Here is a 12,192-nt window from a genome sequence, read left to right as displayed (position 1 = left end):
GCCGGCTCAGCGTGCGCGGTGCGCACCCTACAGATTGAAATGTGTTCATCAATCCGCCCCCATATAAGCCGTGTCATGTCCGACCACGCCGTCGATAAAGTGCACCGTGCGCGAGGCATGCGCAGCCATTGGCGCTTCGTGCGTCACCATCAATATGGTGATGCCATGTTCGGTGTTGAGCTGCGTGAGCAGGCCCATGATTTCTTCGCTGCGCTCGGTATCCAGATTACCGGTCGGCTCATCCGCGAGCAGCAGCGCAGGTTTGGTTACGATGGCACGGGCAATCGCCACGCGCTGTTGCTGGCCGCCGGAGAGCTCGGCCGGGGTGTGATGCGCCCAGTCCGTCAGGCCCACCAGTTCCAGCGCCGCACGTGCCTGGGCATGGCGCTCGGCCAGTGGCAGGCCGCGATAGAGCAATGGCAGTTCGACATTTTCCAGCGCGGTGGTGCGCGCCAGCAGGTTGAAACCCTGAAACACGAAGCCGAGGTAGTTTCGGCGCAGCAGCGCGCGCTGATCGCGATTCAGGTTCTCGACATGCTCGCCCATGAATATGTACTCGCCACCGCTCGGCACATCCAGACAGCCCAGAATGTTCATGACGGTCGATTTACCTGAGCCACTCGGGCCCATCACCGCAACGAATTCACCGGCGGCAATCTCGAAGCTGATGCCTTTGAGTGCCTGGAAGGCGGCCTGACCGCTGCCATAGGTCTTGGTGACCTGATTCAGCCGGATCAAGGCTTCACTCACTTGGCCTGCTCCTCGGTGTCGGTCACCACTTCGTCACCGACCTGCAACTCCTTCGATTCGACCTCGGTGTTGCGCCCATCGGTCAGCAATACCCGCACCGGAACGGGCTTAAGCGCTTCGGCCGTCTTGATCCAGACGCGTGTGCGGTTCTTGCCTTCGCCATTGCTACGCACCTGTGGACGGGGCGGTGTGGGCGGGCGCGGCATCAGGGCCGACAGGACGCTGCCTTCAGTCTTTTTGGCCCGTTCGGCTGGCTTGAAGCGCAGCGCGGCATTGGGCACCAGCAGCACGCCCTTGTGCTCGGCGACCTTGATGTCGGCGGTGGCGGTCATGCCGGGGCGCAGTTTGAGGTCCGCATTTTTTACCAGCAGCACGGTCTGGTAGCTGACCACGTTATCCACGGTGGTCGCGCCATAGCGCACCTGTTTGATGCTCGCGGGAAAGACCTTGTCCGGATAGGCATCCACCGTGAAAGTCGCCGGCATGCCTTCGCGCACCTGGCCGACATCGGCTTCCGAAACCGACACGATCAGCTCCATCTCGGACAAGTCTTCGGCCAGCGAAAACAGTACCGGGGCCTGCAGGGAAGCGGCGACGGTCTGGCCCGGCTCGACGGTGCGCTTGAGCACAATGCCATTGGTGGATGAGCGGATCGTGGCCTTACCCAGATCCGTCTCGCCCTGTTTCACTGCGCCGGCGGATTCGGTGGCGGCCGCTTCAGCGGTGGCCTGATCGGCAACGGCACGGGCCAGCTTGGCGCGTGCCGCATCCAGTTCAGTGGCCGAAGGCACCTTGCCGCCAGACAGGCGCGACACCTCTTCGAAGCGCGCCAGTGCCTGCTTGCTTTCCTCCAGCGTCGCGCGGGCCTGAGCGACTCTGGCCTGATTCGCCGCCAGCGTGGCGCGCGAACGCTCCAGCGCCGTCTGCAGCTTGGTGGTATCGAGCTGGGCCAGCACTTGGCCCTTCTTCACCTTGTCGTTAAAGTCGACATACACATTGGCCATCGTGCCGGATATTTCACTGCCTACATCCACGGTGTTGATCGGCTGCAGATTGCCGGTGGCGGTGACGGTGACGACGATGTCGCCGCGCGTGACGGCGCTGGTAACGTGGCGCGGCCCTTTGGAGCCACTGTTCTTGAACCATACATAGGCGCCGCCGGCGCAGATCAGTAGGCCAAGACCCACCAGCCACCAGAGCAGGCGGTGGGTGCGCGGTTTGCGGCTGGCGGCGAGCACCTGGGTGATGCTCGGCGGGGTGCTTTTCGGGGTGTCGCTCATGGTTTGTCTGCTCCGGAATTCAGGCTGCTGATCGCAGGCTCGCCAAAGCCTCCGCCCAGGGATTTATAGAGTTGGACCAGTGCGGCGGCCTGCTCGCCTTCGGCGCTGGCGCGTGAATCTTCGACCGAAAGCAGACTGCGCTGCGTGTCCTGCAACACACCGTAATCAATCAGGCCAGCGGCATAGCGTTGCTGCGCGATCTGTGCCGCCAGACGCGCTGAATCGGTCGCAATGACGAGGCTCTGCAGGCGCTCGCGGCTCTTGGCCAGCGCCACCAGCGCGTTCTCGACATCGGCCAGCGCCTGCGCCACCGTCTTCTCGTAAGCGATCAGGCTCTGTTCCTGCAGGGCGTTCTGGATCGCGATGTTCTGACGGATGCGCCCGGCATCAAAAATCGGCGTCGTCAGCCCGGCGAGCAGGCTGCTGCTGGCCGCCTCGGGGCGCAGCAAGAGGTCGGTACTCAGCGCGGCCAAGCCAACATTGCCGCTGAGTTTGAAGCTCGGATATTGCGCGGCGGTGGCTACGCCGATGCTCGCCGTTTGCGCCGCGAGGCGGCGTTCGGCGGCACGCACGTCGGGGCGCTGGCGCAGGGTGTCAGCCGGGATCGTTACGCCCAATTCGGTGGGGGTAATTGGCAAGCGAGCCGCAACGCCGACGCGGGCCTCGACCTCGCTGCGCGGCAGACCCGCCAGCACCGCGAGCTTGTTGATATCAACCTCTACCGCACTTTCCAGCGTCGGGATGCGCGCCCTACTTTGCTCCAGCGTACTGCTGGCCTGTGCCACGTCCAGTTCGGTAACCAGCCCAGCCTGTGCGCGCCAGCGCGTGAGCTGGGTCGTATCCGCCTGACTGAGGAGGTTGTCGCGGGCGATCTGCAGGCGCGTCTGCTGGGTGCGCAGATCCAGATAGGTACGCGCCACTTCGGCGGCCAACGTCACCTGGGCATCCAGCAAGCTTTCCGCTGCGGCTTCCTGCGTGGCCTGTGCCGCCTCGACGCTGCGCCGGGTGCCGCCGAAAATATCGACTTCCCAGCTGGCGTCAAAACCGATGCTGTAGCTATCGGTCGCCACGCCCTTGTCGGCGCTTTCGCTGCGCTTGGCGCTGATGCTGTTGGTGACGGCCGGATAGCGTGCGGATTCAGCCACGCCCGTGCGCGCCCGTGCCTCGCGCAACTTGGCCTGGGCGGTGCGCAGATCCGGGCTGCTGGCCAGCGCCAGATCAATCAGGTGGGTGAGGGCAGGGTCATCAAACAGCTGCCACCACCCTGCCAGAGAGCCGCGCGCAGAGCCACTCTGCGCGGCATACCACTGCGAAGGCAATACCGGCGCGGGTTTGCGGTAATCGGGCCCCACGCTGATGCAGGCGCTGAGCAGCACAAGCAGGCTGGCACTCAGAAGTTTGTTGCGCACGTAAGCTTTCCTGATGACATTTGCGGCATTGATGAGTGTGCGAGTGTAGACGTCCTGATCCCGATCCGGACAGGCCGTGACGCTAGCACGGCGTCGCAAAGCGCGTCTGTACCGTGCCGCACGCCTGCCCGTTTAGCGGAACTCGAACACCTCCTGATGAAAGCGCGTGGCGAGCAAACCGTATTGCTGCCGTAAAACCTTCCGCAAACCATTGCCCCAGGCTGCCGGACCGCAGAACCACACGCTGGCCGCAGCACTCAGGCCCTGGCCGATCTCGCTTGCAGCAAAACGCCCGTCGCGACTTTCTACACGCAGCCGCAGTTCGACGCCAGCCCGCGCGCAGAGTTCAGACAAATCGGGCGGGAATATCGCCTCCTGCTCATTGCGCACGCTGTAGAACAACACGATGGGCTGACGCGCCCCGCCGCTTGCCGCCAGAGACTCCAGCCGCGCCAGGAACGGTGCCAGACCGATACCGCCAGCAATCCACAGTTGAGGCTCGTCGGCCGACCCGAAATCGAAGCCACCGTAAGGCCCTTCAATCTGCGCCGGATCGCCGGACTTCAAGCTGCCCGCCAGTTTGCGGGTGTAATCGCCCAGCGGCTTGATGGTGAAGCGCAAGTTGGCACCGGCCTGCCAGTCCGAGGCAATCGTGAAAGGGTGTGGACCTTCGCGATGATTCAGGGTGAGCAGGGCGAATTGACCGGTACGATGGCCGGGCCATTTTCCCGTTGGTTTGATCTGCAGATCGATCACGCCATTCGCATGTTCGACCACAGACGTAACGCTGCCCGCCACGCGGCGCTGGCGCCCGATCAGGCTGGCCAGCGACATCACGGCCACGCCGCTGCCGAAGATGGCCAGCACCAGCATTGCGATGCCCAGCGCAGACGAAGCCACACCACCTGGAAAGCCCAGCACGCTGTGATAGGCGCCCATCAGGAAGGCAATCGGGAAGAGTTTATGCAACTTGCGGAACCAGCTGTAAGGCACGAAGCGCAGCAAAGCCACGATGCCCAGACCAATGATCAGCCAGGCCGCGGGCTCTGCAAGCTGGCGGCCCAAGGCGATCCACCAGTCCATCGGCGGGCGCGCACCGCGCGGAGCACGGGGCGGCAGAGTGACCCAGCCCCAGGCGACCAGGGTGCGCGGCGACAGTTCGATCAGCCAGTGCAGCCCGACCCACAGCACCGAACCGATGCCGGCCCATTTGTGTTCAACAAACAGCTTGTCCAGCCCTCCCAGCCATTGCTCCAGCCAGACGGGGCGCAAGGCCAGCAACATCGAATAAGTCATCCAGCCCAGCGCCAGCGCGCCGCTGAGGATGGTCAGCGCCGCGCGCAGTTTCAGGAAGGGGGCCGTAAAAAGAAGGATTTCGGCCGACTGACTCAGGGCCCACAGGGCGGTAATCGCCAGGCTCAGGGGCAGGAGTGTGCGTTTCATGATGGGATTCCGTTTCAGATGTTGCGTCCGGATTCCGTGTGGAGGAATCCGGACGGTAGGACTCAGACTTGATCAGCCCGGATCAAAAACGGCCGCCGTGCATCCGGCCGCGCGTGGAGCTCTTTTCCTGCATGCGTGCTTGCAGCTTGGTGCGCTGCTCGGGCGTCAGGATCTGCATCAGCTTGTTGCCCTGCTCGGCCATGAACAGCAAAGAGACACTTTCCTTCTGCGCGATGTCCTTTGTCAGTTCGTTAGCACGCTCAGGCGTGTATTTGCCGGAGCTCACCAGCAGATGCAAGGCGTTACGAGCTTCACGCACGGCCTTGGATTTTTCCTCGAAAGCCGGGCGCTGCGCCTCGAATAGCGTCTTGACCTGCTCCTGTTGCGCAGCGCTCAGATCCAGGCCGCGCAACATGAACATGTGGCCGCCACGCATGCCGGAATCGGCGCGTCCGTGGTGACCGCGATGGCCATGCTGGCCGTGCTGCATCGGTGCCGCACCGGCGGCTGGCGCGGAGGCTGCGGGGGGCGTCTGTGCCAGAGCGCTCAAGGGCACGGCCAGCGCCAGGGCGCTGACAGTCAGAAAACGGCGAATGGTGGAATGGGTTTGGGTCATGGCTATCTCCGTGGGGGTCGATCGGCTTGATCGGGTGATGCCAGTGTGCGACCGCACCCCGTAAAGCCGTGTCAGGCAGCCGTAAAGTTAGGTTAAGCAATCGTAAGCAGCTTCGGGCGGGCATGCCGCAGTCGTATCATGTAGGTCTGCTCTGAAGGAAACGTATCCATGGTCAAAGTGCTTCTGGTCGATGACGACACCGAGTTGTGCGCGTTGCAAGCGGAATACCTGCGCGTCGAAGGCTTTGAAGTCAGCCTTGCGCACGACGGCGAAAGCGGTGCCGCCGCCGCGCTGTCGGGCGAACATGCCATCGTGGTGCTGGATGTGATGATGCCGCGTCTGAACGGCATCGAAGCCCTGCGCCGCATCCGCCAGACGAGCCGCGTGCCGGTGATCATGCTCACCGCGCGCGGCGACGATATCGACCGGGTGCTGGGGCTGGAGCTGGGCGCCGACGACTATGTACCCAAGCCCTGCACGCCGCGCGAACTGGTGGCACGCATCCGCGCCATCCTGCGTCGCGTGGACAGCGGCACGGCACCGCGTGAGGCGCATGCCAGCCTGAGCATCGGCGCCCTAAGCCTGCGCCCCGAACAACGCCGCGCCGAATGGGCCGGCGAGATCCTCGATCTGACCAGCACCGAATTCAACCTGCTCGAAGTGCTGGCGCGTCAGGCCGGAACACCGGTCAGCAAGCAGGATCTGTCCGAGCAAGGGCTCGGCCGCCCGCTCGCCCGTTATGATCGCAGCATCGACGTGCACGTCAGCAATCTGCGCGGCAAGCTCGGCCTGCTGGCCGATGGCCGCTCGCCGATCCAGACCGTGCGCGGCGTCGGCTACCAGTACATCACGGAGTGAAAATGGGTCGCCTCTTCTGGAAAATCTTTGCCGGCTTCTGGCTCACCCTGCTGCTGACGGTTGGCGTGGTGACCGCCGCGCTGGTGATCCGCGAGGAAGCCCGGCGCAGCGAGGAAAGCGTGTTGGCCGCCGGGCCGCGCAGCAGTATCGCGCTGCGCACGGCCTGGTCGGTCGCCCAGTACGGAGGCGAGAGCGCACTGCGTGCACTGCTGAGCAGCTGGCCTGAGCATGAGGGCCAACCGCCGCTGGTTGTCGACGAGCAAGGTGTCGAATTGCTCGGCCGCGTGGTGCCGCCCGAGGCCTTGCAGGCCGCACGCGAACGGCTGGCTGAATCCCAAGGTTTGCGCGAAGGCGAACGGGTCGGCGACTGGCGCAGGCGCAATGTGCGGGTCTGGCGCGACGCCGCCGGGCGCGAACAGCTGATGTTCTTCCCGCTCAGTGCGGCACGCGCGCCCGAGCGCACATCGGAACGCGCTCCCAGCCTGAGCTTGGCCAGCATTGAAACGCCCATCGCCCTGGCCCTGGCTGCGCTGCTCGCCAGCCTGGGCGTCAGTGCACTGCTGGCCCGGCACTTCTCGCGGCCGATCCGCAAATTGCAGGATGCTTTCCAGGCGGCTTCGAACGGCCAGCTCGGCGTGCGCGTGGCGCAAACCATGGCCGGCCGGCGCGACGAAATCGGCGAACTGGGTCGCGAATTTGACGGCATGGCGCAGCAGTTGCAGCAGCTCGTCGGCTCGCAAAACAGATTGCTGCACGACGTCTCGCACGAACTGCGCTCGCCGCTGGCGCGCCTGCAAGTGGCCGTCGGACTGGCCCGGCAGAATCCAGCTCAACTCGACACCGCACTGAACCGCATCGAACGCGAAGCCGAGAAGCTGGACGCGCTGGTCGGCGAAGTGCTGAGCCTGTCGCGCCTGGAGGCGCAAAAGCTGCAGCGCGCCGACGATTACGTCGATGTCGTCGAACTGCTCGCCAGCGTGGCCGACGATGCGCGCTTTGAGTCAGAAGGCAGCGGCCGCCACATCCTGTTCACCAGCAATGTGGAAGGCGAACGGGTGATTCGCGCCCGCGGCGAATTGCTGCACCGCGCGCTGGAAAACGTGGTGCGCAACGCCCTGCGCCACACCCCGCCGGACAGCACCGTGGAGCTGAATCTGGATCACAACCCTGCCGCGCAAACCCTGCACATCACCATCGCCGATGCCGGGCCGGGCGTGCCGGAAAACGAACTGGGCAGCATCTTCGACCCCTTCTTCCGCAGCGAAGCCGCCGGCAGCGGCGGCTACGGCCTCGGCCTCTCCATCGCCCAGCGCGCCATCGAAGCCCACGCAGGCCGCATGTACGCCCGCAACCGCAGCACCGGCGGGCTGGAAGTGCATATCGAACTGCCCGCGCCGCTTACCCCTGCAGGCTGAAGATCCGCCACCACATTACCTCTTCAGGCATGCATCGCTCAGAGCCAATCAGCAAGCGCCGTTCGCGACACCCTGCTTATAGATCCTTATCAGTAGTGCCTCTTCAGGCAAATCTTCCGGCGAGGCGCCAAATCACTTGCCTTGCAATTAGCGCAACGCATTGACACCCTGTAAATCCGGTGAGGTGCTGGGATATCCTCTTGTCTGTGTTCAACGCAGGCACCAACCAAGCTCATGAAATTCAAAAATCGCCGGAATGAATGCGTGACGACCTCCGATGGCCGGGAAATCTGGGCCTCGCGCAGCGTCACTGTGGTCGTGTGTATCGTGCTGGTGTGCGAAGACCAGCCTTACATCCTGGTGAACCAGCGTGGCACCGGCGTGCCGGATTGCCAGGGTTTGTGGAATCTGCCCTGCGGCTATCTGGATTACGACGAGACAACCACCGAGGCAGCGATGCGCGAGGTGTGGGAAGAATGCGGCGTCAATTCACTGGAACTGCTGCAAGGCGCCGATTGCGAGTTCTTCAGCGCGCCCTGGGATATCAGCTCCACGCCGCACGATGCGCGCCAGAACGTGACGATTCATCACGGCCTGCACGCCCATGTAGACCGGCTGCCGGCAGTGAGCAATGCCCACAACGAGCCGAACGAAACGGCGGACATTCGCTGGCTACCGCTGGCACAGGCGGATACGCTGGAATTCGCCTTCAATCACCGCGCCCGCATTGCGAAATACCTGAGCCATCTGGAGCGCGTGGCGTGGATCCGCTACTGACGGCGGTACGCCCGCCCAATTTCTGCTTTCACGAAAGCGACGGACAAGATGCAATGAACAATGCCTCGCAGCTGCGAGGCATTGTTCATTGCACGGACCTGTTCCCAAAAGCCGCACCCAGCGGACATCTTCAGCCGGCATGGCTGTAGACTCAACAAGGTCGGGCCAATGGAACGCCTGTCTGCAGAGGCGAGCAGGATGAGGCTTTGGCGCTGCCGCGCTTTGAGCCCCATTTTGGGCTGGCAGATTTTATTCAAGTTTGAGCAAAGCCCTGCCGTAACCAGGGTTTACCTTAATTCGCACCCGCTGCCATGACTCTCAGAGCCCGCCTCATCCTGTTCGTGTCCGCGCTGGTCACGGCGATCATCCTGATCGTGTCGACCACGGCGTATTTACGCATGAAGGCAGAGATCAGCGCCGGGGTGGAGCGCGAAATCCAGGCGGCGGTCGGCGGGAGTAGCGAGGCTCTTAGCCGCTGGGCGCTGCAGCGCTTTGACGCAATCCAGGCAGCGGCCAGTCGCGTAACGCCGGCGGGCGAACCGTATCTGCCGCTGCAGATGGCGAAGGATGGCGGGCGCTTTGACCAGACTTTTGCGGGCTTTGCCGACAAGCAGATGAAGTATTTCAACCCGGAGAAGAAGTCGGCCGAGGGCTACGACCCGACCTCGCGCGCCTGGTACAAGAAGGCCAGCGAAGAGAAGACGGCGGTGCTGACGGCGCCGTATGTTTTCTCCTCAACCAAGAAGCTGGGCGTGACCTTTGCTGCGCCGGTGATGGAGAACCAGGTGGTGGTGGGCGCAGTAGGCGGTGACATTGCGCTGGAAGACATCATCAAGCTGACCCAGGAGATCCGGCTGAACGGCGATGGCTACGCCTTTCTGGTTACGCGGGACGGCAAGATCGTGGCCCACCCGGCGGCCGACACGACATTGAAACCGGTAAGCGAAGTGCTGCCGGGCCTGAGCGTGGACGATCTGACGCGCATGGCCGGTACGAAAAAGCTGGAGGAATTGCAGGTTGGTGGCCGCGCCACGCTGGTCAGCGTGACGCCGGTGACGGGAACGGACTGGCTGCTGGGTACGGTGATTGATCGCAGCAAGATTATGGCGCCACTGAATGGCATGCTGATGCTGCTGGTATTACTGGGCGTGATCCTGGGTGTGGTGGCGGTGGTGATTGCGAATCTGGCGATGGCGCGCTTGTTGAGCGGGCTGAATCGCCTGCGCGATGCGCTGACGGAGATTGCGTCTGGCGGCGGCGACCTGACGCGCACGTTGTCGATCGGCAATCAGGATGAAATCGGGCTGACGGCGCTGGCCTTCAACAAGTTTGCAGCCAGCCTGCGCGAGATGTTCCTGGCCGTGCGCAAGCAATCTGAGCAGATGGGAACGGAACTACATAGCCTGGATCAGGCGACTCGCACCCTGTCGGCGGATTCGCTGCGGCAGGCCGATCTGTCCAGCTCCACCGCGGCGACCATCGAGGAAATCACGGTGAGCATCAATCACATCGCCGACAACGCTCAGGAAGCCGAGAACACGGCCATCGAGACCGGGCGCATCTCGAAGGAATCGGCCGCTGCAGTGGACGAACTGGCGGCGGGGATCGACCGGATTTCGGGTTCGGTGCAGCAGTTGTCTGCCACGCTGGAGCGGCTGGGCGTGAGTTCGACACAGATCACCGGCATCGTCGGCGTGATCAAGGAGATTGCCGGGCAAACCAATCTGCTGGCCTTGAACGCAGCCATCGAGGCGGCGCGCGCGGGTGAGCAGGGGCGCGGTTTTGCGGTGGTGGCGGACGAGGTGCGCAAGCTGGCCGAACGCACCTCAAAGGCGACGGTGGAGATCGGGCAGCTGATCGAATCCAACCATGTCGAGATTGCCTCGGCGATGGGCGACATGGAGAGCACACGCCGCTCGGTGATCGAGGGCGTGGACACCTCGCATCAAGTGGCGCAGCGCATGGCCGGCATCGATGCACAGATGAACCATGTGGTGCGCAGCATCCGCGACATAGCGGAGTCGACCCGGGAGCAATCGGCTGCCACCAACGAGATGGCGCGCGCGACCGAGCAAGTGACCCGGATGACGACAGAAACGGATGTAGCGGTGCAGTCGGCCGCCCGCACTACGACCGAACTGCACCAGCTTTCGCAAACGCTGCAGGCGCTGGTCGCACAGTTCAGGCTATAGATAAAGCTGGTTGAAGTGATCGTGAAGCCCCCTGACGATCATCCGAACCCCGCACGGGAAAACAGTCTTCAGCCTGCATGGCTGAAGACTCAATAAAGACGGACTTTCCAGCTGACGCCGCCTGAAAGCCCAAGCGGGGTGCGGCTCTTCGGCATGCATCTGTGCACTGGGTTGTTCGGTGTGGACAAGCCCGTCCCAGCCGTCTTTGCAAGAAGCAGAAATGCACGCCTGTGCGTTGATACGGGCATCTTGAATTGCAGCAGCTCCTCGTCGTGCGCGAGGAGACATTTCCTTTGAGTTAAAAAGACGCAAAGCCGGGCCGACAACGGTGTCATCCCTCGGCAATCCGTGCGACAAAGCCCATTTCGCATCCTGTGTTCAGTCAGGCTGATCGACGCCCATACGATCATTTACCACATAGTAAATGACTCGAAGTATTCTTCTGTTCTTGAAGCGGGGCTTCCAGATCCCGCCATGCAAAGGCACGAATGATGACCACCCCACTGATCAGCGCCTATCTGGTTTCCGTCGGCATCCTGCTGATGGCTGCCGCCCATGCAGCCATTCTCGCGCGCAGCAGTGGCCATGCGCGCATGAACTGGTCCTTTGCCGGCATCAGCCTCGGCTTTGCGTTCTTCCAGTTTTTCAACGCCCTGCAATACTCGGCCGGGGATCAGGCGAGTGCCTTGGAGGCACATCGGTGGATCAATTTCTGCTCTATCGTGGTCATTCCGCTGATTGCGTTCGCAGCGGCATCGCTGGATGCGAAGAAACGCCCGCGACGCGTATTTGTCGCGCTGGCAGCGCTCGCCGTGCTCGCCATCGGCTACAACTTCCTCAACCCGCTTGGCTACCGGTTTTATGCGCTGGCGCCTGATCAGGTGCTGACACTACCCTGGGGAGAGGATCTGCGGATCATTCAGGGGCAGCCCACGCTGGTGTATCGACTGACCCGTCTGGTTTCGCTCTGCGTGATGGTTTACACGATGAGCGTGACTTTCTCGCTCATGCGCATGAAAGAGCGGCTTTCGAGCAGCATCATCTGGACCGGGCTGGCGATCATGTTCATCACAACGGCGCTGGCCAGCATGTCGGATTCGGGCGTTATTGCGATGCCCTACCTCGGCGGCTTCGGCTTCGTATTCCTGGCCGGCGCTTTCTCGATTCTGCTGCGCAAGGAAATGCGGGTCCGCGAGCTGCAGGGAAAACGTATCACGCACGCACTGGCCAAAGAAGTGCAAGGACGCCGCCAGGCGAACGAGCGGGCCGACCAGATCCTTCATCACGACGCGCTGACCGGCCTGCCGAACCGGGCCGGACTCTTCCTCATGCTTGAAATCCTGCTTGAGCTGAACCGGCGCCAGGGCACGAAAATAGCGGTGGTGCTGCTCGATATTGACCATCTGGGTGCCATCAAGGGCACGCACGGCCTTGCCACCAGCGACGAAATAC

The 12,192-nt window shown here is 63.0% G+C and carries 10 protein-coding genes; 5 read left to right on the top strand and 5 right to left on the bottom strand.

The features are described 5' to 3' along the window. Nucleotides 1-48 precede the first annotated feature (48 nt). From ABXR19_RS18770 to ABXR19_RS18750, 5 genes are all read right to left on the bottom strand, one after another. A complete protein-coding gene (locus ABXR19_RS18770; RefSeq protein ID WP_354602692.1) occupies nucleotides 49-750 on the bottom strand; it encodes an ABC transporter ATP-binding protein in 702 nt (233 codons plus the stop codon). Next, entirely contained in the window at nucleotides 747-2,030 is a 1,284-nt protein-coding gene (locus ABXR19_RS18765; protein ID WP_354602691.1) for an efflux RND transporter periplasmic adaptor subunit, read from the bottom strand. Before ABXR19_RS18765 ends, ABXR19_RS18770 begins: the two co-directional genes overlap by 4 nt. Further along, entirely contained in the window at nucleotides 2,027-3,439 is a 1,413-nt protein-coding gene (locus ABXR19_RS18760; protein WP_354602690.1) for an efflux transporter outer membrane subunit, read from the bottom strand. Before ABXR19_RS18760 ends, ABXR19_RS18765 begins: the two co-directional genes overlap by 4 nt. Before the next feature lie 132 nt (nucleotides 3,440-3,571). Then, nucleotides 3,572-4,882 carry a ferredoxin reductase family protein gene (locus ABXR19_RS18755; RefSeq protein ID WP_354602689.1) on the bottom strand — a complete coding sequence of 437 codons (1,311 nt, stop codon included), beginning with the start codon at nucleotides 4,880-4,882 and terminating at the stop codon, nucleotides 3,572-3,574. An 82-nt stretch (nucleotides 4,883-4,964) separates the two neighbouring features. Further along, nucleotides 4,965-5,498, bottom strand: coding sequence for a Spy/CpxP family protein refolding chaperone (locus ABXR19_RS18750; RefSeq protein WP_354602688.1), 534 nt, complete (start codon nucleotides 5,496-5,498; stop codon nucleotides 4,965-4,967). A gap of 168 nt (nucleotides 5,499-5,666) precedes the next feature. Between ABXR19_RS18750 and ABXR19_RS18745 the strand changes: the two genes are divergently transcribed. The 5 genes from ABXR19_RS18745 to ABXR19_RS18725 all read left to right on the top strand — a co-directional run. Then, on the top strand, nucleotides 5,667-6,356 hold the full coding sequence (locus ABXR19_RS18745) for a response regulator (RefSeq protein WP_354602687.1): 690 nt from the start codon (nucleotides 5,667-5,669) through the stop codon (nucleotides 6,354-6,356). A 2-nt stretch (nucleotides 6,357-6,358) separates the two neighbouring features. Next, nucleotides 6,359-7,771, top strand: a complete 1,413-nt coding sequence (locus tag ABXR19_RS18740) for an ATP-binding protein (protein WP_354602686.1) — start codon at nucleotides 6,359-6,361, stop codon at nucleotides 7,769-7,771. 234 nt (nucleotides 7,772-8,005) lie between these two features. Beyond that, nucleotides 8,006-8,548, top strand: coding sequence for an NUDIX hydrolase (locus ABXR19_RS18735; RefSeq protein WP_354602685.1), 543 nt, complete (start codon nucleotides 8,006-8,008; stop codon nucleotides 8,546-8,548). A 311-nt stretch (nucleotides 8,549-8,859) separates the two neighbouring features. After that, nucleotides 8,860-10,740, top strand: a complete 1,881-nt coding sequence (locus ABXR19_RS18730) for a methyl-accepting chemotaxis protein (RefSeq protein ID WP_354602684.1) — start codon at nucleotides 8,860-8,862, stop codon at nucleotides 10,738-10,740. 488 nt (nucleotides 10,741-11,228) lie between these two features. After that, nucleotides 11,229-12,192 (top strand): GGDEF domain-containing protein (locus ABXR19_RS18725; protein WP_354602683.1); only part of this gene is annotated, 964 nt, incomplete at its 3' end.

This window comes from Uliginosibacterium flavum (assembly GCF_040566545.1).
Lineage (GTDB): Bacteria > Pseudomonadota > Gammaproteobacteria > Burkholderiales > Rhodocyclaceae > Uliginosibacterium > Uliginosibacterium flavum.
The sequence above is the reverse complement of the archived record's forward strand: the minus strand, read 5'-3'. Positions and strand labels throughout refer to the sequence as shown.

What these genes read in the sequence shown, in the direction of transcription:
- ABXR19_RS18765 (WP_354602691.1), bottom strand. Translation starts at nt 2,030, where the DNA reads ATGAGCGACACCCCGAAAAGCACCCCGCCGAGCATCACCCAGGTGCTC.
- ABXR19_RS18755 (WP_354602689.1), bottom strand. Translation starts at nt 4,882, where the DNA reads ATGAAACGCACACTCCTGCCCCTGAGCCTGGCGATTACCGCCCTGTGG.
- ABXR19_RS18750 (WP_354602688.1), bottom strand. Translation starts at nt 5,498, where the DNA reads ATGACCCAAACCCATTCCACCATTCGCCGTTTTCTGACTGTCAGCGCC.
- ABXR19_RS18745 (WP_354602687.1), top strand. Translation starts at nt 5,667, where the DNA reads ATGGTCAAAGTGCTTCTGGTCGATGACGACACCGAGTTGTGCGCGTTG.
- ABXR19_RS18740 (WP_354602686.1), top strand. Translation starts at nt 6,359, where the DNA reads ATGGGTCGCCTCTTCTGGAAAATCTTTGCCGGCTTCTGGCTCACCCTG.
- ABXR19_RS18735 (WP_354602685.1), top strand. Translation starts at nt 8,006, where the DNA reads ATGAAATTCAAAAATCGCCGGAATGAATGCGTGACGACCTCCGATGGC.
- ABXR19_RS18730 (WP_354602684.1), top strand. Translation starts at nt 8,860, where the DNA reads ATGACTCTCAGAGCCCGCCTCATCCTGTTCGTGTCCGCGCTGGTCACG.